General features: G+C 69.7%; 20 protein-coding genes and 1 tRNA gene. 7 read left to right on the forward strand and 14 right to left on the reverse strand.

Translation table 11 applies throughout. From position 1 onward, the window contains the following. The first annotated feature begins 200 nt into the window (after positions 1–200). The gene (locus WFH44_RS13135) at positions 201–1,877 is read left to right on the forward strand and encodes a DEAD/DEAH box helicase (RefSeq protein ID WP_336714337.1); all 1,677 of its coding nucleotides are present in this window, start codon (positions 201–203) and stop codon (positions 1,875–1,877) included. 103 nt (positions 1,878–1,980) lie between these two features. Continuing rightward, positions 1,981–2,406, forward strand: coding sequence for a YccF domain-containing protein (locus WFH44_RS13140; protein ID WP_336714338.1), 426 nt, complete (start codon positions 1,981–1,983; stop codon positions 2,404–2,406). Between the two features lie 28 nt (positions 2,407–2,434). Here WFH44_RS13140 and WFH44_RS13145 read toward each other — a convergent pair whose 3' ends face one another. Beyond that, on the reverse strand, positions 2,435–2,905 hold the full coding sequence (locus WFH44_RS13145; protein WP_336714340.1) for a pyridoxamine 5'-phosphate oxidase family protein: 471 nt from the start codon (positions 2,903–2,905) through the stop codon (positions 2,435–2,437). Between the two features lie 219 nt (positions 2,906–3,124). On the opposite strand from WFH44_RS13145, the gene WFH44_RS13150 reads away from it, so the two are divergent. Beyond that, positions 3,125–3,688 (forward strand): YceI family protein, encoded by a 564-nt coding sequence (locus tag WFH44_RS13150; RefSeq protein ID WP_336714341.1) that lies wholly within the window; start codon positions 3,125–3,127, stop codon positions 3,686–3,688. A 9-nt stretch (positions 3,689–3,697) separates the two neighbouring features. Here the strand turns inward: WFH44_RS13150 and WFH44_RS13155 are convergent, their stop codons facing one another. Together WFH44_RS13155 and WFH44_RS13160 are read right to left on the reverse strand one after the other, a co-directional pair. Beyond that, the gene (locus WFH44_RS13155; protein ID WP_336714343.1) at positions 3,698–4,276 is read right to left on the reverse strand and encodes a HutD/Ves family protein; all 579 of its coding nucleotides are present in this window, start codon (positions 4,274–4,276) and stop codon (positions 3,698–3,700) included. A 20-nt stretch (positions 4,277–4,296) separates the two neighbouring features. Further along, a complete protein-coding gene (locus WFH44_RS13160; RefSeq protein ID WP_336714345.1) occupies positions 4,297–4,857 on the reverse strand; it encodes a GNAT family N-acetyltransferase in 561 nt (186 codons plus the stop codon). 261 nt (positions 4,858–5,118) lie between these two features. Between WFH44_RS13160 and clpB the strand changes: the two genes are divergently transcribed. Continuing rightward, positions 5,119–7,722, forward strand: a complete 2,604-nt coding sequence (gene clpB / locus WFH44_RS13165; protein WP_336714347.1) for an ATP-dependent chaperone ClpB — start codon at positions 5,119–5,121, stop codon at positions 7,720–7,722. A gap of 84 nt (positions 7,723–7,806) precedes the next feature. Here clpB and WFH44_RS13170 read toward each other — a convergent pair whose 3' ends face one another. Further along, positions 7,807–8,535 carry a septum formation family protein gene (locus tag WFH44_RS13170; RefSeq protein WP_336714348.1) on the reverse strand — a complete coding sequence of 243 codons (729 nt, stop codon included), beginning with the start codon at positions 8,533–8,535 and terminating at the stop codon, positions 7,807–7,809. 293 nt (positions 8,536–8,828) lie between these two features. Between WFH44_RS13170 and WFH44_RS13175 the strand changes: the two genes are divergently transcribed. Beyond that, positions 8,829–9,059, forward strand: coding sequence for a DUF3073 domain-containing protein (locus tag WFH44_RS13175; RefSeq protein ID WP_264797453.1), 231 nt, complete (start codon positions 8,829–8,831; stop codon positions 9,057–9,059). 153 nt (positions 9,060–9,212) lie between these two features. On the opposite strand, the gene WFH44_RS13180 is transcribed toward WFH44_RS13175, so the two are convergent. The 6 genes from WFH44_RS13180 to WFH44_RS13205 form a co-directional block, all read right to left on the reverse strand. Further along, the gene (locus WFH44_RS13180) at positions 9,213–9,686 is read right to left on the reverse strand and encodes a 2'-5' RNA ligase family protein (protein ID WP_336714349.1); all 474 of its coding nucleotides are present in this window, start codon (positions 9,684–9,686) and stop codon (positions 9,213–9,215) included. 157 nt (positions 9,687–9,843) lie between these two features. After that, positions 9,844–10,965, reverse strand: coding sequence for a phosphoribosylformylglycinamidine cyclo-ligase (gene purM / locus WFH44_RS13185; protein WP_336714350.1), 1,122 nt, complete (start codon positions 10,963–10,965; stop codon positions 9,844–9,846). Next, positions 10,962–12,518 (reverse strand): amidophosphoribosyltransferase, encoded by a 1,557-nt coding sequence (gene purF, locus WFH44_RS13190; RefSeq protein ID WP_336714351.1) that lies wholly within the window; start codon positions 12,516–12,518, stop codon positions 10,962–10,964. Before purF ends, purM begins: the two co-directional genes overlap by 4 nt. 50 nt (positions 12,519–12,568) lie before the next feature. Next, a complete protein-coding gene (locus tag WFH44_RS13195) occupies positions 12,569–12,943 on the reverse strand; it encodes a hypothetical protein (RefSeq protein WP_336714352.1) in 375 nt (124 codons plus the stop codon). A gap of 10 nt (positions 12,944–12,953) precedes the next feature. Continuing rightward, positions 12,954–13,337, reverse strand: coding sequence for a sterol carrier family protein (locus WFH44_RS13200; protein ID WP_336714353.1), 384 nt, complete (start codon positions 13,335–13,337; stop codon positions 12,954–12,956). An 8-nt stretch (positions 13,338–13,345) separates the two neighbouring features. After that, positions 13,346–14,350 carry an asparaginase gene (locus WFH44_RS13205; protein ID WP_336714354.1) on the reverse strand — a complete coding sequence of 335 codons (1,005 nt, stop codon included), beginning with the start codon at positions 14,348–14,350 and terminating at the stop codon, positions 13,346–13,348. Between the two features lie 85 nt (positions 14,351–14,435). Between WFH44_RS13205 and purD the strand changes: the two genes are divergently transcribed. Both purD and WFH44_RS13215 read left to right on the forward strand, forming a co-directional pair. After that, positions 14,436–15,749: a phosphoribosylamine--glycine ligase gene (gene purD, locus WFH44_RS13210; RefSeq protein ID WP_336714355.1), complete on the forward strand. Its 1,314-nt coding sequence runs from the start codon at positions 14,436–14,438 to the stop codon at positions 15,747–15,749. Beyond that, positions 15,746–16,651 (forward strand): phosphoribosylaminoimidazolesuccinocarboxamide synthase, encoded by a 906-nt coding sequence (locus WFH44_RS13215; RefSeq protein WP_336714356.1) that lies wholly within the window; start codon positions 15,746–15,748, stop codon positions 16,649–16,651. The genes purD and WFH44_RS13215 overlap by 4 nt, the downstream gene beginning before the upstream one ends. Here the strand turns inward: WFH44_RS13215 and WFH44_RS13220 are convergent. From WFH44_RS13220 to WFH44_RS13235, 4 genes are all read right to left on the reverse strand, one after another. Continuing rightward, on the reverse strand, positions 16,629–17,204 hold the full coding sequence (locus WFH44_RS13220; RefSeq protein ID WP_336714357.1) for a hypothetical protein: 576 nt from the start codon (positions 17,202–17,204) through the stop codon (positions 16,629–16,631). The genes WFH44_RS13215 and WFH44_RS13220 overlap by 23 nt on opposite strands. Positions 17,205–17,287: 83 nt before the next feature. Then, positions 17,288–18,445, reverse strand: a complete 1,158-nt coding sequence (locus tag WFH44_RS13225) for an FAD-dependent monooxygenase (protein ID WP_336714358.1) — start codon at positions 18,443–18,445, stop codon at positions 17,288–17,290. Between the two features lie 194 nt (positions 18,446–18,639). Continuing rightward, positions 18,640–18,713: transfer RNA gene (locus WFH44_RS13230), tRNA-Pro, on the reverse strand. Between the two features lie 128 nt (positions 18,714–18,841). After that, on the reverse strand, positions 18,842–19,786 hold the full coding sequence (locus WFH44_RS13235) for a metallophosphoesterase (protein WP_336714359.1): 945 nt from the start codon (positions 19,784–19,786) through the stop codon (positions 18,842–18,844).

Genomic DNA, 19,786 nt, shown 5'->3' on the forward strand with positions numbered 1-19,786 from the left:
GCCCGCGGGTGCGTTCCCTGCGTCGATGAACGCTTCACACTTCTCCCGCAGTTCCAGCGCGGGGCGTCAGACCTGCAGCCAGCAGGCAGCCACCGCGGGCGGTTGACTCTGATTATTTCTTCGGCGAAACCCTGGGCCATACCGGTGCCGGGGCCACTGACCGAAAGTACCTCTCGATCTCCATGACCTTAACTACTTCTGTGCGCTCTTTTAAGCAGCTCGGCGTTCCCGCGCCGCTGGTGACCGCGCTCTCCGCCGCCGGCATCCTGGAGCCGTTCCCGATTCAGGCCGAAACCCTGCCGGACACGCTGGCCGGCCGCGACGTCCTGGGCCGGGGCCGGACCGGCTCCGGCAAGACGCTGGCCTTCGCGCTGCCGCTGGTCGCGCGGCTGGCCGAAGGGGAGGCGGCCTACCGCCGCCGCGCCGGCCGCCCGCTCGGCCTGGTGCTGGCACCGACGCGCGAGCTCGCCACCCAGATCAACGCCGTGATCGAGCCGCTGGCCAGGGAACTGGGCCTGAACACCACGGTGATTTACGGCGGCGTCTCCCAAGCCCGCCAGGAAAAGGCGCTGGGCGCCGGCGTCGATATCGTGGTCGCCTGCCCCGGCCGCCTCGAGGACCTGATGAACCAGCGCATCCTCACGCTGGAAGCCGTCGAAGTCACGGTGCTCGACGAGGCAGACCACATGGCCGACCTGGGCTTCCTGCCCGTGGTCCGCCGCCTGCTGGACGCCACCGGCTCCGAGGGACAGCGCCTGCTGTTCTCCGCCACGCTGGACAACGGCGTGGACAAGCTGGTCAACCGCTACCTGACCAATCCGCTCACCCACTCGGTGGACGAGCCGCAGGCAGCCGTCAGCACCATGGAGCACCACGTGCTGGTGGCCCCGGACCTGACCGTCAAGAAGCAGCTGATCAAGGAGCTGGCTTCCGGCCTGGGACGCCGCGTGCTCTTCACGCGAACCAAGCACCACGCCCGCAAGCTGGCCAAGACGCTGACCGATGCCGGGATCCCGGCGGTGGACCTGCACGGCAACCTCTCGCAGAACGCGCGGGACCGGAACCTGGCCGAGTTCTCCTCCGGCGAGGTGCGCGTCCTGGTCGCCACCGACGTCGCCGCCCGCGGCGTGCACGTGGACGACGTGGAGCTCGTGGTCCACGTGGACCCGCCGACCGAGCACAAGGCCTACCTGCACCGCTCCGGCCGCACCGCCCGGGCCGGCTCGGACGGCACCGTAGTCACCTTGTCGCTGCCCGAGCAGAAGCTCGAAGTGGGCAAGCTGATGAAGGCCGCCGGCGTGGATGTCGCCTTCGAGAGAGTGACGGCCAGCTCCCCGCTCGTCGCGAAGCTCGTCGGCGAAGCCGCCCCCGCGGTGGACCCGAAGGTCCGCCGTGCCGCGGCTGAGGCCAAGGCTGCCCACCGCGGCCCCGCCCACAAGCAGGGCACTTCCACCGGGGCCAACGCGCAGCGCAAGCGCGCGGCGCGCCAGAACGGACGGAAGCAGGGCGCCGGCACCGGCGGGCAGCCCGCAGCCACCCGCGGCGCAGGACGGGCAGCCGATTCCCGGGGCGCCGGACGGGCAGGCGATGCCCGCGGCGCAGCCCGGACCGGTGATGCACGCACGGCCGGCCAGGCCGCAGCGTCCGGCAACGGCCGCCGCCCCGCACGGACCGACGCCGTCCAGCAGCCAGGCCGCTCGCGCCGCCCCGCCACCGGACAGCGCGCCGCCGCGCAGCCGCCGTCGTCGTCCCGGGGTTCCCAGCGCTCGGCTCCCGCGGCCGCATCGGCCGGACACCGCGCCGCGGCCCCGGACAACCGCCGCGGCAACCGGCGTGCCTCGGCCCCGGCGAGCAACGTCCGCCGCAACGCCCGCTAGCCGGAACCCGGCACCGGCAGAAAGGCCCTGGCCTCCCCTTTTAGGGGCGGGTCAGGGCCTTTCCCCATGGTGCCGGCAGCCTCGAGCGGCAACAATGGGTTGCATGAACGCTGTCCTGAATATCATCTGGCTGTTGCTCGGAGGCATCTGGCTCGCACTCGGCTACTTCCTGGCCGGCATTGTCTGCTGTGTGCTCATCGTCACCATCCCGTTCGGCATCGCGTCCTTCCGGATCGGCGCCTACGCCCTGTGGCCCTTCGGCCGGAAGGTGGTGGACAAGGGCGGACGCACTTACGTCCTGTCGACCCTGGGCAACGTCATCTGGATCCTCGTGGCAGGCATCTGGATCGCACTGGCGCACGTGCTCACCGCGATTGCGCAGGCGGTCACCATCATCGGCATCCCGCTGGCGATCGCCAACCTGAAGATGATCCCGGTGTCCCTCACGCCGCTGGGCAAGGAGATCGTCCCCTCGAACCACTCCTTCATCGGCTATGACCGGCACTACGCGGGCGGCTACCTGCGCTGAGCCGGGCTCATTCCGGGTACACGCAGGCTCATTCCACGTTCAGGCGGCGGGCGTCGCTGAGCCCCAGGCTCCGCCGGGACGAGGCCTGCACGCGGAAGCGGCGGCCGGTCACCTGGTCAGGGACAATCCGCATGAAGTTGTTCTTCTCGCCACCCTGCCACGGGAAGAGCGGCAGCAGGCTGGAGGCGAGCACGTCCTCGATGCTGGCGAGCCGCTCCGCCGGTCCCTTGACCACGACGCTCCACGCGACATTGCTGGGCGGATGGTAGCCGTCCGTCTCGAACGCAACGTTGCTGCCGCCCAGTGCGCCGTCCAGCTTGGTGCCGCGCGCCGTCCGGAAGACGATCGAGCCGTGGTCGACAACGTAATTGATCGGGAAGAGTTCCGGCTGCCCCTCGACCACGACGGCCAGCCGGCCGACGTCCGTGCTCCGGAACAGTTCCCAGCATTCGCTGGTGGACAGATTCTCTATGCCGTCGGGCATCTGCGTGGCCGTCATTCTCCCAGTCTATTGAGGGGCGTGGCCCGATGATAGTCCCGCCCGCGGGGGCGGCAACAGGACCCCGGCCTGCGGGTATACCCGCCTTTCGGGAGATGCATTCCGCTATCGGATGTGCTGGAATTGCGTTGATAGCGGCAACGCTATGCACTGTCGGGCTGCCATCCATCGGCCCGCGGGGACGCAGTGCTTGTGCCATAAACCCCAGGAGGCGTCACTATGTCCGAACTGACCCCAGAGATGTCCGGAGAGTGGCGGTTCGACCCTGCCCACACGCGCATCGGGTTCTCCACCCGCCATGCCATGGTCACCAAGGTCCGCGGAGCCTTTAATGACTTCGACGGCGTCATCCGCGCCGACGTCGAGAACCCGTCCAACTCTTCGGTGCGGCTGACCATCAAGGTCGCCAGCATCGACACCCGCAACGCGCAGCGGGACGAGCACCTGCGCACCAACGACTTCTTCGATGCGCCGAACTACCCGGAGATCACCTTCAGGAGCACGCACATCGACCAGGTCGAGGACCGGAACTACATCGTCAACGGCGATCTCACGATCCGCGGCGTCACGAAGCCGGTTGCCGTTCCCATCGAGTTCATCGGGGTGGAGCGGGACCCCGCCGGGAACCTGCGCGCGGGCTTCGAGGGTTCGCGCCGGATCGACCGGCAGGCATTCGGCGTGAAATGGAATACCGCCCTCGATTCCGGCGGCGTGCTGGTCTCGGACCGGATCCTGCTGGAGTTCGAAGTGTCCGCCGTCAAGGTGGAGAACGACGCCGGGTAGCGGCCGGCGTCACGTACTTGCGTCGAGCGCGAAGATCGAGATAAGCGCGGCGAAGCCGCGGCCGCCGATCGTCACGCCATGGGTTGCGCCGGCGGGGCCAGCGCCCCCGGCGACGGTGTCGAACGGCGCGAGCTGATCGGTCCGCGTACCCTCCGCAGCCTCCGCCTTGCCCTGCAGCAGCACGGCGAACTGGCCCTCCGCCAGCGTCAGGGGCTGCTTCTTCGACAGTTCGGCCACGAGCACTCCGGCGCCGGCCGCGCCGCTGCGCACCATGATGTTCAGTGCCCGGCACGGGCCGGTGGGCAGCGCGCACGAAGTTGCACTGCCGCCGTCGAACCTCAACGGCCGGAACCGCTCCAGCCTGCGGACCGAGCCGTCCACGGTCAGCTCCGCGACCTCGCCCTCGACCACCATGAAGGTGCGCTCCATTCCGGGGAAGGCGGAGAACTCCCCGGGCTTCTCCAAGTCGGCGATGCTCAGCCGCCAGTCGGGGGAGCCGGCGCTGCCGCCGGAGGCAATCTCGCGCGTCGAGCCGCCGCCGTTGCGCCAGGGCTGCGGCTGCAGCGAGGCAAAGGGAATGACAAGCATTATCGGCGCTCCTTGGCGTCCTAGAGGTTCCGGGTCCAGTTCAGCACGTAGGCGTCCTCAAAGCCATCTTCGCCCTGCGATCCAAGGCTGGGGGCGGGCTCGAATCCGGCGGCCCGTACGATCCTCGCGGAGGCGGTGTTGTCGGGGCGGACCCGGGCAAGCAGCGGCGGCAGTTCAAGGAGTTCGTTGGCGTGCGCGACTACGGCACGCACGGCCTCCGTGCCGTAGCCATGGTTCCAGAAGCGGTGATCGAGGCGGCAGTAGAGGCTGAGCACCGGCCGGCCGTCGAAGAGGACGTGCTTGGTGCCGGCGAAGCCGATGGGCTCCGCGCGATCCGGCAAACGGACCGCGAAATAGCCGATGCCGTGCCGGTCCCACTGCTCGTCCCAGTGCTGGAAGAGCCCTTCGGCTTCCTCGCGCCAGTTCAGGGCGTCGCCGGGGTTGTGCCTGGTGGTGCGGCGGTCGGAGAGGATGCGGAACATCGTGTCGATGTCTTCCCCGCGCGGCCGGTTCAGGATCAGCCGCTCGGTCTGCAGCGTGGTTTCGACGTCCCGGCCGAAACCGCCGATGGATGGTGCCATGGACCAAGACTAATCCCGCGGGACGCCACGAGCGCCTGCCTGCGGCCCGCCCGGCGCCCACCTTCGGCCCTTCTCCTGCGGACGGGCCGGTGCCACGATGGGAGCGGCGGCTGCGGCTGCTCCCCGGCCACCGGGGAGCCAGGCGGCCGGGGAGCAGGCGGCCGGGGAGAAGCAAACAACTTTACTTTCAAAGTTGAGCTAAGTAGACTCAACTTAGTTGCGTTGGAGCTTGTGTATGACGACGGATGGAAGGAGCTCGGATTGGACGCCAAATTCACCACCAAGAGCCAGGAGGCGCTGTCGTCCTCGGCCATGAATGCCTCGACGGCGGGCAATCCGCAGATCGAACCCGTCCATCTGCTCAAGGCGCTGATGGACCAGCGGGAGGGGGTCGCCGTCGCGCTCCTGAAGGCCACGGGCTCGGACCCGGACACCGTCAGCGTCCAGGCGAGCACGGCCATCAAGGCCCTGCCGGCGTCCTCGGGCGCTTCCGTGGCCCAGGCGCAGTACTCGCGCGGAATCCTGCAGGTCATCAACGTCGCCCAGCAGGAGGCCGAGAGGCTGGGGGACACCTACGTCTCCACCGAGCACCTGCTGCTGGGGCTGGCCGCTGACAGCGGGGCGGCGGGCAAGGCGCTTCGCGAAGCCGGTGCCTCGCACGAGGCCCTCGCGGCGGCCCTGCCCGGCGTGCGCGGCGACCGAAAGGTGGACGGCCCGGACCCGGAGAACACGTTCCAGGCGCTGGAGAAGTTCGGCGTGGACCTGACCGCCATCGCCCGGTCGGGCAAGCTGGACCCGGTGATCGGGCGAGACTCCGAAATCCGGCGCGTGGTCCAGGTGCTCTCGCGCCGCACCAAGAACAACCCGGTGCTCATCGGCGAGCCCGGTGTCGGCAAGACGGCCGTGGTCGAGGGGCTCGCGCAGCGCATCGTCGCGGGGGACGTGCCGGAATCGCTGCGCGGCAAGACGCTGATCAGCCTCGATCTTGGCTCCATGGTGGCCGGGGCGAAATACCGCGGCGAGTTCGAGGAACGGCTCAAGGCCGTGCTGGAGGAGATCAAGAACTCGGACGGCCAGATCGTCACTTTCATCGACGAGATCCACACCGTGGTCGGGGCCGGCGCCGCGGAGGGCTCCATGGATGCGGGCAACATGCTCAAGCCCATGCTGGCGCGCGGCGAGCTTCGCCTGATCGGCGCCACCACCCTGGACGAATACCGCGAGAACGTGGAAAAAGACGCCGCGCTGGAGCGGCGCTTCCAGCAGGTCTACGTGGGGGAGCCGAGCGTGGAGGACACCATCGGCATCCTCCGCGGGCTCAAGGAACGCTACGAGGCGCACCACAAGGTGGCCATCGCCGATTCCGCGCTGGTCGCGGCGGCGACGCTGTCCAACCGCTACATCACCGGCCGCCAGCTCCCTGACAAGGCGATCGACCTGGTGGATGAGGCGGCTTCGCGCCTGCGCATGGAGATCGATTCCGCGCCGGAAGAGATCGACCAGCTGCGCCGCGCCGTCGACCGCCTCACCATGGAGGAGCTGGCGCTCGCGGACGAGACGGACGAGGCCTCCCGCGAGCGGCTCGAAGCGCTGCGCGCGGACATGGCCGACAAGAAGGAGCAGCTGGCCGCGCTTAATGCCCGGTGGGAAGCGGAGAAGGCAGGGCTCAACCGGGTCGGCGACCTGAAGGCGAAGCTGGACGAGTTGCGCAGCCTCGCGGACAAGGCGCAGCGCGACGGCGACCTGGCCGAAGCCTCCCGGATCCTCTACGGCGAGATCCCGACCCTGCAGAAGGAGCTCGACGCCGCCCAGGCCGCCGAAACCCAGGTTGAGGCGCCGGAGCTGATGGTCTCCGAGGAAGTCACCGCTGACGACATCGCCGAGGTCATCTCGGCCTGGACCGGCATTCCCGCCGGCCGCATGCTCCAGGGCGAGTCGCAGAAACTGCTCCAGATGGAGCAGTTCATCGGCGGCCGGCTGATCGGGCAGGCCAAGGCCGTGGAGTCGGTCTCGGACGCCGTCCGGCGTGCCCGCGCCGGGATCAGCGACCCGGACCGGCCGACCGGCTCCTTCCTGTTCCTGGGTCCCACCGGCGTCGGCAAGACCGAGCTGGCCAAGGCGCTCGCCGACTTCCTCTTCGACGACGAGCGTGCCATGGTGCGCATCGACATGAGCGAGTACTCGGAGAAGCACTCCGTGTCCCGCCTGGTCGGCGCTCCTCCGGGCTATGTCGGCTACGAGGAAGGCGGCCAGCTGACCGAGGCCGTGCGGCGCCGGCCGTACTCTGTGGTCCTGCTGGACGAGGTGGAGAAGGCCCATCCCGAAGTCTTCGACATCCTGCTGCAGGTACTGGACGACGGACGCCTGACCGACGGCCAGGGCCGGACCGTGGATTTCCGCAATGTGATCCTCGTCCTAACGTCCAACCTGGGCTCCCAGTTCCTGGTGGACCCGACGCTCGACGACGCCCGGAAGCGCGAGGCCGTGATGAACGTGGTCAATGCCAGCTTCAAGCCGGAGTTCCTGAACCGGCTCGACGACGTGATCATGTTCGATCCGCTGAGCATCGAGGACCTGTCGAGGATTGTCGACCTGCAGGTGCAGTCCCTCGCGGCGCGGCTCAGCGAGCGGCGGCTGACGCTGGAGGTGACGGACGCCGCCCGCGAATGGCTGGCCCTGACCGGCTTCGACCCGGCCTATGGCGCCCGCCCGCTGCGGAGGCTGGTGCAGCGCGAGATCGGCGACCGCCTGGCGCGAGGCCTCCTCGCCGGCTCCATCGTCGACGGGGACACCGTCCTGGTGGATCGAGAGGAGGCCGCCGAGGGCGCCGACCAGCAGCAGGGGCTCCTCGTGCGCGCCAAATAGGTCCGCGGCCCGCACCGGCCGAAACGCTCAAGGCCGCGCCTGCCCTTCCCGGACAGGCGCGGCCTTGAGCTGCTATGCGGGCGGTCAGTCGATCAGCGATGCTTTGATGGCGTTGCCCTTGTCCGACACGACGAAGCAGTCGATCCGCCGGTCGCCCTCCTGCCAGGTGCCCTCGGACGGCAGGCCGTAGGAGTTCCTCAGGGCCGGGTAGTCGGCGGCCTGGTCGTTGAGCTCGACGGCGCCGCAGAACTTCTCTGCCTGGACATTGAGCGCGTCCTTGCCCGGGAATTTGTCTGCTTCCTTGTAGAAGTAGGTCCCGACCAGCTGGGCCGCGTGCGGCGTCTCGCAGGTCACCACGGTCGCATTCTGCGTAGCCGCCTTGAAGTCGATGAAGCATTGTCCGGACTTGAAGTCGAACGGCGTAACGTTCTCCGCGATGACCCCGTCCGCGGCGGGGGTCGCCTCGGCGCCGGCCGCACTCGAGGCAGCGGGGGACCCCGGCTCCGTTCCCCGGTTGGCCAGGCTGACGATGATGACCACGATGATGATGATCGCCGCGAGGATCCCGGCACCGATCAGCAGCAGGGGCTTCAGTGCAGGCCGCCCCGCGTCCCCGGACCCCGCCGCGGGTTTGCCTGCCGGCGGCGGACCGGCGGAGAACCAGTTGCCCTGCTTCGAGGCGCCCGCCGCTTCGCCTGCACCCTTTTCCCAGTGCGAAGGAGGCGTGCGGCTCGGTTCGGAACCGGGTCCCGCAGCGCTGCCCGGGGCGGGCGGCGTGCCGTTCCCTTCGGGCTTTTTGTCCTGTTCGCTCATGGGAAAACTGGCCTTCCTCATACCCGGCCCGACGATGCGGGAGAATGTCTTTAGCCTCGACTTTAGCCAAACTACCGGGGCCGACGCAGTTCCGCCGCCTCGCGCGGCGGTCCGGGTTGTGCCGCGGGCATCGCGCAGGGGTGTTCCTACGGGGCCGCGGGACGGGCCGTTGGCCGCAGCCCGACAAGAAAACATGTACCCTATAGGTACGACAGAATTGATCAAATATTCCGGGGCCTCGCTCGCTGCCTGAGCGACCACCTCCGGATCGACGCGAAAAAGGGGGTCACGCCATGGGGCGCGGCCGTCAAAAGGCAAAAGCTACCAAGCAGGCTCGGGAGATGAAGTACTTCACCCCGAACACTGACTACTCTGCGCTGCAGCGCGAGCTCTCCGGCGCCAAGAGTGCTTCCGCCCGATATCCGGAGGAGCCGGCCGAGCCGGACTACTCCGAGTATGAGGACAAGTACGCGGATCAATTCGATGACTGGGACGACGACGGCGGCACCCGCCGGATCGGTTGACTCCCGCCGGCCTGACGGCCGGCTTCATCGGCAGTGAACTCCCATCGCAGCGGCCTGCCCGACAGCGGCCGCTGCGATGAGTGCTGTCGCGGGTGAGTGCTCTCCCGTTTCCTCCGCCGCCTCGCGCGCTTCCCGTTATCCGCAGTGCTCCCGTTAGCCGCCGGATTCCGGCCACACTTCCAGGACCTCGCGGTGCCGGTGGTCCCCGCCGGGGCGCATATCCACGAGGCACGCCTGCCGGACATCCACCGTGTCGCCCGGATGCAGCCTGCCGACCGTGTGGCTGATATGCGGCCGGAAACCGGCGCGCGTATGGTGCGGGCTGAGCAGGTGGACCTCGGGGCCCAGGGCGTCCAGCAGCGCTTCGTGCAGCGCCTGGAGCCGGGCGTCGGGTTCCACGAGAGATACCCGCACCCGGCCATTGCGTCCGAAGCGGTCGTCCCGGCCGATCTTCACCGGATACCCGACTCCACGCGCAAGGGCGGGGCCGATCCGCTGCGCCACGTCCGCCGCCGGTTCCTTGGTATCGAACCGCGCCAGCGTGATGTGCAGGGGCCATCGGGAGGACTCGAAGACCAGCCCCCGGGCCACCGGCGTGACAAAGACAACGACGACGAACGCACCCATGTGCCCAGTGTGGCAGAGTGCGGCGTGGCAGGGTGCGGCACGGGCCGCCCGCCGGGATCAACCCGAGCGGGTTAAACGGAGCGGGCCCTCTCCGCAGGGGAAAGGGCCCGCTCCGTTGAGCCGGGGGACCGGAGGCTGTGCGCCGGCTCCGGAAAGATCAGGCGTAGCTGCCGACAAGGCGGACGGCGCCGCCGTCGACCCCCTTCGCGCCCTGGACGAAGTCCGGGCCGGACAGCGACGTGTCCAGGGCACCGATCGTGCCCATGGTCCAGGCGGTCAGGCCGCGCTCGTTGAGCCGGCGCAGGGCGGCGTCCGCCCCGGCCGCGTCGACGATCGCCACCATGCCGACGCCGAGGTTCAGCGTGCGCTCGAGGTCCGCCTGCGGCACGTTGCCGAGCTCGCCGACCAGCTTGAAGATGGCCGGCAGCTCCCAGGTGGAGCGGTCCACGGTGGCCATCAGTCCCTGCGGCAGGACGCGGGCCAGGTTCGCCGCGAGGCCGCCGCCGGTGACGTGGCTGAAGCCGTGCACACCGGCCGCCTCGTAGCGGGCCAGGTCCAGGCAGTCAGCCGCGTAGACCTTGGTGGGCTCCAGCAGTTCCTCGCCGAGCGTGCGGCCGAATTCGGAGACCTGGCGGTCCAGGGCCCAGCCGGCGTGGTTGATCACGCGGCGGACCAGCGAATAGCCATTGGAGTGGATGCCGGAGGAAGCCATGGCGATGACGACGTCGCCCTCCTTGACCCGCTCCGGGCCCAGCAGGTCATCGGCCTCCACCAGGCCGGTGGCCGCCCCCGCCACGTCGTACTCGTGCTCGCCCAGCAGCCCGGGGTGTTCGGCCGTCTCGCCGCCCACCAGGGCGGTTCCGGCCACCTCACACGCAGCGGCGATGCCGCGGACGATGTCGGCGATGCGCTCCGGCACCACCTTGCCGCAGGCGATGTAGTCGGTCATGAACAGCGGCTCGGCGCCGACCACGACGATGTCGTCCACCACCATCCCGACCAGGTCGAAGCCGATCGTGTCGTGGATGTCCATGGCCTGGGCGATGGCGACCTTGGTGCCGACACCGTCCGTGGACGTGGCCAGCAGCGGCCGCCGGTACTTGAGCAGGGCGGAGACGTCGTACAGCCCGGCGAATCCGCCGACCCCGCCGATCACGTTCTGGTTGTGGGTGGCCTTGATGGCCCCCTTCATCAGTTCGACGGCCTTGTCGCCGGCTTCGACGTCCACGCCGGCGCTGGCGTAGGTGATCGGGCCGGGGCCCTGCTCAGGGGAGGTCATACGTGTTCTTTCTTGTCGTCGTCGGTCAGGAGGTTCTCCAGGTCCGAATCAGGTCCGGGATCGCAGGAGCCGTGTTCCTGTTCGGTGCTGTTGGAACGCTCCAGCAGGTTCTTGCCCAGCCGCTCGGCGTCCGGAAGCTCGATCGGGTACTGGCCCGTGAAGCAGGCGGTGCACAGCTTTTCGCGCGGCTGCTCGGTGGCCTCGATCATGCCGTCCTCGGAGATGTAGCCGAGCGAGTCGGCGCCGAGGGAGGCACAGACGTCCGCGATGCCGATGCCGTTGGCGATCAGCTCGGCGCGGCTGGCGAAGTCGATGCCGTAGAAGCAGGGCCACTTGATGGGCGGCGAGGAGATCCGCACGTGGACCTCGGCCGCGCCGGCCTCGCGCAGCATGCGCACCAGTGCGCGCTGGGTGTTGCCGCGGACGATCGAATCGTCGATGACCACCAGGCGCTTGCCGCGGACCACTTCCTTCAGCGGATTGAGCTTCAGCCGGATGCCCAACTGGCGGATGGTCTGGCTCGGCTGGATGAAGGTCCGGCCCACGTAGGCGTTCTTGACCAGGCCCTGGCCGTAGGGGATGCCGGAGGCCTCCGCGTAACCGATGGCCGCGGGGGTGCCGGACTCCGGCGTTGGGATGACCAGGTCCGCCTCGACCGGGTGCTCCGCGGCGAGGCGGCGCCCCATTTCGACGCGGGCGGCATGGATGCTGCGCCCGTTGATCGCGGTGTCCGGGCGGGCCAGGTAGACGTACTCGAAGACGCAGCCGGCCGGCTTCTTCTCCGCGAAACGCTGGGTGCGCAGGCCGTTCTCGTCCACGGCGATAAACTCGCCGGGCTCGATCTCGCGGACGAACGAGGCGCCGACGATGTCCAGCGCCGCGGTCTCGGAGGCGACGACCCAGCCGCGTTCCAGCCGGCCGAGCACCAGGGGCCGGACCCCGGACTCGTCCCGGGCCGCGTACAGCGTGCCCTCGTCCATGAAGGTGAAGCAGAAAGCGCCGCGCAGCTTGGGCAGCAGCTCCATGGCGCGTTCTTCGAGCGTCTGGCCCGGCTCGCCAGCCAACAGCGCCGTCACGAGGGCGGTATCCGTGGTGTTGCCCTGCGCCAGTTCGCCGCGTTCGGGCCTGCCGAACTTCTCGATCACCTTGTCGAACAGGTCCGCCGAGTTGGTCAGGTTGCCGTTGTGCGCCAGCGCCACGGTGCCGCTGGCGGTAGCGCCCAGGGTCGGCTGGGCGTTGGCCCAGGTGGAGCCGCCGGTGGTCGAGTAGCGGCAGTGTCCGACGGCGATGTGCCCGGTCAGCGTGTTCAGGATCGTTTCGTCGAACACCTGGGAGACCAGGCCCATGTCCTTGTAGACATTGATGCGCTTGCCGTCGCTGGTAGCGATGCCTGCGGACTCCTGTCCGCGGTGCTGCAGCGCGTAGAGACCGTAGTAGGTCAGTTTTGCGACTTCTTCGCCGGGAGCCCAAACGCCGAAGACGCCGCAGGCGTCCTGGGGCCCCTTTTCGCCGGGGAGAAGATCATGGGAGAGTTTTCCGTCACCGCGTACCACCCGAGTATTGTCTCATGAGCCCGCGCGGCCGCGGCAATGGATGACGGGCGTCAGGCTGTGGTTCCGGTCTCGGTGCCGGGGTCCTTCCGGCCGCCCTCGGCACCGCCGGGCGCGGGGCTGTCCGGGTCCTCGGTTTCCACGGCGAGCATCTTGCGGCTGCGCCGCACGCTGATCCGGTCGATGACGAGCACCACGAGCGCGCCCACGAGCATGCCGACGATGCCGAAGACCACGGCCAGGAAGCCGAAGGTGGCGCCGCGGGTGAACTCGGCGCTCTCCGGCCCGGTGTAGGCGGAGATCGCGGCAACGATGATGCCGAGCACGATGCCGGCGCCCATGAACGGGGCGAACTTCGGGGCGCGGCGGACGCTGACTTCGCGGGGCTGCCCGGAACCCGAGGGGGCGGGGAGGTGCTCAGAACTCATGCGCTTAAGCCTACCGCCCGGCCGCGGTGGCTCCGCCGGGGAAGAGCGGCAGCAGGCCGGTCAGCTCGGCCCGCAAACCGGACGCGGAGACCTTTCCGCTGCCGACGGCCGCCGACCAAGCCAGTTCGCCCGTCGCCAGCGCGAGCCACGTGGGGGCATCGCACTCGATCACGTTCGGCGGGGTGCCGCGGGTGTGGCGCGGCCCCTCGATGCACTGCGCCACGCCGAACGGCGGCACGCGCACCTCGACGCTGTTGCCCGGCGCCCGCTCGGCGAGCTCCTCGAGGCTGAAGCGCACCGCGGCGGCCGTGGTCTTCCGGTCCGCGGATCCCTGCCGCCACGCACGCAGGGCCGCCTGGCCCTCGGCGGGTGCGATCCGCCGTCGTACTCCCATGCCGCGCCCTAGTCCAGCAGCGCCATCACCGGGGACGCGAGCCGGATCTTGCCAACCGGCTGTCCGCCGCCGAGCACGGGCTTGACGACCTTCTCCAGCACCGGCGCGACCTGTTCGGCGTCGATCGCCCCGGCCGCGGCCAGCAGCGTCAGACCCACCAGGGAGCAGGCGCGGCCGTTGCCGTCCAGCATCTTGACGGCAACCGAGACTCCGGTGTCCGTACCCATCACCATCACGCCCTCGGCGCCGAGCTTGGCGAGGATGCCCAGCTCCTCCATCACGATCGTGTTCTCCTGGCCGTTGCCCTGCACGGCCCACGGGTAGTCCAGCATCGCGGTGGCCACCGTCGCCGCGCGGGCATCGGCATGGCGGTCCCCGGGCGCCTTCGCGAGCCGGCCGACGGCACGGGCCAGGCCGGTCAGCGAGACCGCGGGGACGGGGGCGCCGCAGCCGTCCACGGCCAGGTGGCGGACATCTTCGCCGGTGTAGTCCGACACGACCTCCATCACGCGCCGCTGCAGCGGATGGTTCGGATCCAGGTAGGTGGCGGTGTCCCAGCCGTTTTCGGTGCAGGCCCAGAGGAAGGCGGCGTGCTTGCCCGAACAATTGAAGGCCAGGCGCTGCTGGTTGCGCTCGGTGCGCACGAGCCACGCCCGGGACTCCTCATCCTGCGGCCAGGCCGGCGGGCAGCGCAGGTCCTCGGGGCCGAGCCCGGCGGCCTTGAGCATGCCGTCGACGACGTCCATGTGGTCGAAGGAGCCGACATGGCTGGCGCAGGCCAGTGCCACCTGGGCGCCGCGCAGCGGCACACCGGACTGCATGGCGGCCAGCGCCTGGAACGGCTTGAGGCTTGAGCGCGGAAAGATCGGCGCATCGACGTCTCCGAGGGCGGTGACCACGGAGCCGTCGGCCGCCATGACGACGGCCGCGCCGAGGTGGCGGGACTCGATGAAGCCATTGCGTTCGACGGCGGCCAGTTCGACCGCGTCGGCGGCTTTGATGGTTTCGGGCATGGCACCAATACTAGGGGTCGCTGCGGGGGCCGGGCGCCCGAAACAACTTCGAAGGCCGCGCCTCGGGCCAGTAGGCTTAGACCTTGTGAAGGTACTTGTGATCGGCCCCGGTGGCCGCGAACACGCAATTGTCCGCTCGCTGCTGGAAGACCCGTTTGTCACGGAGGTCCACGCCGCTCCAGGCAACGCCGGGATCGCCCAGTTGGTTTCGACCCACGCGATCGACGCCAACGACCCGGACGCGGTGCTGGCCCTGGCCCGCAGGCTGGAGTCGGACCTGGTGGTCGTGGGACCGGAGGCGCCGCTCGCCGCCGGCGTGGCCGATCCGCTCCGCGAGGCAGGGATCCCGGTCTTCGGTCCGAGCAAGGAGGCCGCCCGGCTCGAGGGATCCAAGGCCTTCGCCAAGCAGGTCATGGCGGCCGCGAACGTCCCGACGGCGATGGCCCGGGTGGCCACGGACCTGGACGAGGCCGCCGCGGCGCTGGACACTTTCGGCGCGCCCTACGTGGTCAAGGACGACGGGCTGGCCGCGGGCAAGGGCGTCGTGGTGACCTCGGACCGCGGCGAGGCCCTGGCGCACGCCCAATCTTGCTTCGACGCCGGCGGGCAGGTGGTGATCGAGGAGTACCTGGACGGTCCCGAGGTCTCACTGTTCGTCATTTGCGACGGCGAGCATGCGGTTCCGCTGGTGCCGGCACAGGACTTCAAGCGGATCCACGACGACGACGAGGGCCCGAACACGGGCGGCATGGGAGCCTACACTCCGCTTGAGTGGCTGCCGGAGGGCTTCGTGGACGAGGTGATGGACCGCGTCGCGCTGCCCACGCTCAAGGAGATGGACCACAGGGGAACGCCGTTCGTCGGCGTGCTGTACTGCGGCCTGGCCGTCACCAGCCGCGGCCTGCGCGTCATCGAGTTCAACGCCCGGTTCGGTGATCCGGAAACCCAGGCCGTGCTGGCGCGGCTGCGTACGCCGCTCGGCAAGTTGCTGCTCGCCGCCGCCAAGGGGGAGCTGGACGGGAAGGAACAGCTGCGCTGGTCCCGGAACAGCGCCGTCGCCGTGGTGGTCGCGGCCGAGAACTACCCCGGTACGCCGCGGACCGGCGACCGGATCCGCGGGCTGAAGAAGGCCAACGCCCTCGAGGGCGTGCACGTGGTCCACGCGGGGACCAAGCTGGACGAAAACCGCAAGGTGGTCAGCGCCGGCGGCCGCGTGCTCGCCGTCGTCGCCCTCGGCGAAGACCTGGTCGACGCCCGGGAGAAGGCCTACGAAGGGGTCGAGCAGATTCACCTGGACGGCTCGCAGTACCGCACGGACATCGCGCTCAAGGCGGCCAACGGCGGCATCAGCATTCCGGCCCCGGGCGCCAACACCGCTACCGCGAAGGAGCAGGCATGAACTTCGAGCCAGGACACCAGGAGCTGCCGGGCTGGACGCACGTCTACTCCGGCAAGGTCCGGGACCTGTACGTTCCGGAGGCGGACGCCGACGGCGACACGGTGCTGGTCGTGGCGAGCGACCGGATCAGCGCCTACGACCACGTGCTGGCCACGCCGATCCCGGACAAGGGCCGGATCCTGACCCAGCTGAGCCTGTGGTGGTTCGAGCAGCTCGCCGTGGGCCAGGATGCGGTGGCCAACCATGTCGTCTCCACCGACGTGCCCGAGGCCGTGGCCGGCCGCGCCATGGTCTGCCGCAAGCTGGACATGTTCCCGGTCGAGTGCATCGCCCGCGGCTACCTCACCGGCTCGGGCCTGGCGGAGTACCGGGTATCCGGAACGGTGTGCGAGCTTCCGCTGCCCGGCGGGCTGGTCGACGGGTCGCGGCTAGAGCCGGCGATCTTCACGCCGTCGGCGAAGGCCGAGGTCGGCGAGCACGACGAGAACATCACCTACGACGACATGACCGCGATCGTGGGCGACGACATCGCCGCGAAGCTGCGTGACGCGACGCTCGCCATCTACCGCCGCGCCGAGGAGATCGCCCGGAGCCGCGGCATCATCCTGGCCGACACGAAGGTGGAGTTCGGCACGGACCCGGTGACGGGTGCGATCACCCTGGGCGACGAGGTGCTCACGCCCGACTCTTCGCGCTTCTGGGACGCCGCAACCTATGAGCCTGGCAAGGCCCAGCCCTCCTTCGACAAGCAGTTCGTCCGGGACTGGCTGACCTCCGGCGCCTCGGGCTGGGACAAGGCCTCCGATACGCCGCCGCCGGCGCTGCCGGAGGACATCGTCGCGAAGACGCGGGCGCGCTACGTGGAGGCCTACGAGCGCCTCACGGGCCGGCAGTTCGTCTGATCCCGGCGGTTGCTTCCGCCTCGTCCAGCCGGCGGGAGAATTCGGCGACCGCCCGGATGTAGGCCGAGGTCCGCTGGGCGGCCGGGAGTGCCGACGGGTCTGGCCGCAGCTGGTTAGCCCGGTCGAGCGCGCGGACCATGGCGGCCGTGGCCGGAGCGGCCGGATCCGTCAGGACCTTGGCGCCCGGCGGGGGAGCGGGGCTGAGCTCATAGGCCAGCCACCGCGCCGCCAGCGCCGCGTGGACCTCGGCCGCCGGCTGCCAGGCGGGGTCCGGCGGCAGGGGCCGCCGGTGCCCGATCGTTTTCAGGACATGCGCCGCCGCGGGGATGCCGGCCAGCAGGAGCAACGCCAGCACGGTACCGCCGGCGGCCGGCCCGAGCGAATAGGCCCACAGCAGCGGCACCAGGGCCGCCGCGGCTCCGGCGAAGCAATACCAGAACGCGGTGTCTGTCCCCGCCCCGCGTGACGCGGCGGCGGCCCGGCTGCTGGCCGCGAGGATGCCGACGCCGGCCAGCCCGGCCAGCACCAGTTGGGCGTATTCCAGCAGGCTCATGCCGACCTCCGCGCGCAGGGGCTCCTTCAGCCATTGCAGCCCCGTTGCCGGCGGTTGTCAACGCCCTTTCGGGACGGCGGTTGTCAACGTCCTTCGTAGCCGACGACGCCGTCCAGTTGCTTGAGCCGGAAGTTCTTGGGCAGCATCCGCATGGTGGTGTTGCGGGCCTTGCGGAGCTTCTCCGAATCCAGCTGGGCCAGCCGCGCCATGGAGTGGGACTGCGAGACGATCTTGTTGGCGCGGCGGGTCCGGGCCGATTCGTACGCGATCAGGCCGTCGGCCACCGCCTCGTGCTGGCCGAGGGCGTCCGCCAGCGCCACCGCGTCCTCCAGCGCCTGGCAGCCGCCCTGGCCGAGGAACGGCAGCATCGGATGCGCCGCGTCCCCCACGAGCGTGGCCGAGCGGGCGGACCAGACGGGTTCGGGCTTCCGGTCGAAGAGTTCGTGGGCCATGATGGCGTTCTCGGGCGTCTGCTCGATCACGGACCTGATGCCCCGGTGCCAGTGCGCGAAGGTGCTGGCGGCGGCGACCTTCCAGCCCTGGCTGCGGTACGGGTCCAGGGCCTTCGTCGGCAGCGTGCCGTACCAGTAGACCCGGCCGCCGGAGAGCGGCGTGGCGCCGAAGACGCCGCCGTCGCCCCACATCTCGCCCCACGGAACCAGGCCGTTGTCCAGCCCGGCGGCGTCGCAGACACCGCGCAGCGCCGTGGTGCCGGAGGAGCGGGGGGCGCCGACCCCCAGCAGGGCGCTGCGGACCACGGAGTAGAGGCCGTCCGCGCCGACCACCAGGTCGGCGTTCTTCCGTCCTCCCGTGCTGATTTCGACGGAGCTGCGCGGGAAGCCCAGATGGAACGCCGTTACCCCGAGTCCGAGATGGACCGTGTTGACCTTCAGCCGCTTGGCCAGGATCGAGGTGAGGTCGTTGCGGTGGATCATCTGGATGGGCAGGCCGTACCGGCGGCGGACCTCGAGCTGCTCCAGCAGCATGATCGGCTCGCCCTCCATGTCCAGCACGTCGCCGCGGACGGGCACAGCGGCCGCGAGGACCTCGTCCAGGACGCCGAGGCGCTCGAGCGCGGCCAGGGCGTTGGGCCAAAGCGAGAGGCCGCTTCCCGGGGGTTCCAGCGATCCGGAGCGCTCCAGGACCTCGACCTTCCACCCGGCGTTCTGCAGGGCAAGTGCCGTAGCCAGCCCGCCGATTCCCGCTCCAACGATCAGCGCCTTGCGCTCTCCTTCAGCCATGGAACCAATACTTTGTGGAATCGGCGCAAAGATCAAGCCGCGCTCCGGATGGGCGGGGCGGCGGCGGCCAGGGGAAGGCCGAACGGGATCGTTGCGTGGATGGGCCGGCCGCCGGGCGAGGAACCTGCGGCAACTGAAAAGGACCCCCGGATCCGGCTGGATTAGCCGGCCCGGAGGCCCTCTGGAGAGTTCCGTCGGGGTGACAGGATTTGAACCTGCGACCTCGTCGTCCCGAACGACGCGCGCTACCAAGCTGCGCCACACCCCGAAACTGAAGCCCCGCCGTCGTTGTTCACATCGGCAAAAGCAACTGTTCAAGAATAGCGGAGATGTGCGAAAAGCTGAAATCGGGGGAGCCGTGAACCGTGACACATAGCCCGCGCCCGGCTTCCGGCCTCAAGAGGATCGCGCGGTCAGGTGGAGCAAGACGGCTTCCGGGCGGCAGGCGATCCGGATGGGGGCCATCCGCGAGGTGCCCAGCCCGGCCGAGACGTTCAACGGTACGCTGTGGCCGTCATGCTCCCAGTAGGTCAGCCCGCGGGCCCGCCAGGTCGGCAGGTCGCAGTTGCTGACCAGTGCCCCGTAGCCGGGGATGCAGACCTGGCCGCCGTGGGTGTGCCCGGCAAGGATGATGTCCGGGCGGTCGGCGGTGAAATAGTCCAGGACGCGCTGGTACGGGGCATGGGCCACCGCAATCCGCAGGTGGTCCGACTGGCCGCCGGTGGAGGATCCGTGGGGAAAACCGGTGTACCGGTCGCGGCCCAGATGCGGGTCGTCGACCCCGGTGAAGTCCAGCCGCAGGCCGTGCAGCACCATGGACTGGTGCCGGTTGGAAAGGTCGATCCAGCCCGATTCGCCGAAGACGGCGTGCATGCGCCGCCACGGCAGCTCGCGGTCCGCGTAGTCCGGCGGCTGCTTGGAGGGGCCGGAGAAGTACGTGAACGGGTTCTTCAGGACCGGCGCGTAATAGTCGTTGGAGCCCGGCACGAAGACGCCGGGGAACTCGCGGAGCGGGCCGAGGGCATCCAGCAGCGGGTCGAGGGCCTGGCGGTGGCTGAGGTTGTCGCCCGTGTTGACGACCAGGTCCGGTTCCAGGCTGGCCAGGGCCTGGAGCCAGGCCTGCTTGCGCTTCTGCCCGGGCGTCATGTGGATGTCCGACAGATGGAGCAGTTTCAGCGGGCGGCGGCCGGGCGGCAGGATCTGCAGGGTTTCCTGGCGCACCCCGAAGAGGTTGCGTTCGATCAGGCTTCCGTAGGCCAGCACGGCACTGCCGGCCGCGGCGGCACCAAGTGCCACCCGGCCGGCAGTAACAAGGGTGCGGCGCAGTTTGTCAGCGGCCAC

Origin of the sequence: Arthrobacter sp. USHLN218 (assembly GCF_037144715.1) — a bacterium.
Classification (GTDB): Bacteria; Actinomycetota; Actinomycetes; order Actinomycetales; family Micrococcaceae; genus Crystallibacter.

What these genes read in the sequence shown, in the direction of transcription:
- WFH44_RS13140 (WP_336714338.1), top strand. Translation starts at nt 1,981, where the DNA reads ATGAACGCTGTCCTGAATATCATCTGGCTGTTGCTCGGAGGCATCTGG.
- WFH44_RS13215 (WP_336714356.1), top strand. Translation starts at nt 15,746, where the DNA reads ATGAACTTCGAGCCAGGACACCAGGAGCTGCCGGGCTGGACGCACGTC.
- WFH44_RS13160 (WP_336714345.1), bottom strand. Translation starts at nt 4,857, where the DNA reads ATGGCACCATCCATCGGCGGTTTCGGCCGGGACGTCGAAACCACGCTG.
- WFH44_RS13220 (WP_336714357.1), bottom strand. Translation starts at nt 17,204, where the DNA reads ATGAGCCTGCTGGAATACGCCCAACTGGTGCTGGCCGGGCTGGCCGGC.
- WFH44_RS13175 (WP_264797453.1), top strand. Translation starts at nt 8,829, where the DNA reads ATGGGGCGCGGCCGTCAAAAGGCAAAAGCTACCAAGCAGGCTCGGGAG.
- WFH44_RS13155 (WP_336714343.1), bottom strand. Translation starts at nt 4,276, where the DNA reads ATGCTTGTCATTCCCTTTGCCTCGCTGCAGCCGCAGCCCTGGCGCAAC.
- WFH44_RS13200 (WP_336714353.1), bottom strand. Translation starts at nt 13,337, where the DNA reads ATGGGAGTACGACGGCGGATCGCACCCGCCGAGGGCCAGGCGGCCCTG.
- WFH44_RS13225 (WP_336714358.1), bottom strand. Translation starts at nt 18,445, where the DNA reads ATGGCTGAAGGAGAGCGCAAGGCGCTGATCGTTGGAGCGGGAATCGGC.
- WFH44_RS13150 (WP_336714341.1), top strand. Translation starts at nt 3,125, where the DNA reads ATGTCCGAACTGACCCCAGAGATGTCCGGAGAGTGGCGGTTCGACCCT.
- WFH44_RS13170 (WP_336714348.1), bottom strand. Translation starts at nt 8,535, where the DNA reads ATGAGCGAACAGGACAAAAAGCCCGAAGGGAACGGCACGCCGCCCGCC.
- WFH44_RS13180 (WP_336714349.1), bottom strand. Translation starts at nt 9,686, where the DNA reads ATGGGTGCGTTCGTCGTCGTTGTCTTTGTCACGCCGGTGGCCCGGGGG.
- WFH44_RS13205 (WP_336714354.1), bottom strand. Translation starts at nt 14,350, where the DNA reads ATGCCCGAAACCATCAAAGCCGCCGACGCGGTCGAACTGGCCGCCGTC.
- WFH44_RS13145 (WP_336714340.1), bottom strand. Translation starts at nt 2,905, where the DNA reads ATGACGGCCACGCAGATGCCCGACGGCATAGAGAATCTGTCCACCAGC.
- WFH44_RS13195 (WP_336714352.1), bottom strand. Translation starts at nt 12,943, where the DNA reads ATGAGTTCTGAGCACCTCCCCGCCCCCTCGGGTTCCGGGCAGCCCCGC.
- purM (WP_336714350.1), bottom strand. Translation starts at nt 10,965, where the DNA reads ATGACCTCCCCTGAGCAGGGCCCCGGCCCGATCACCTACGCCAGCGCC.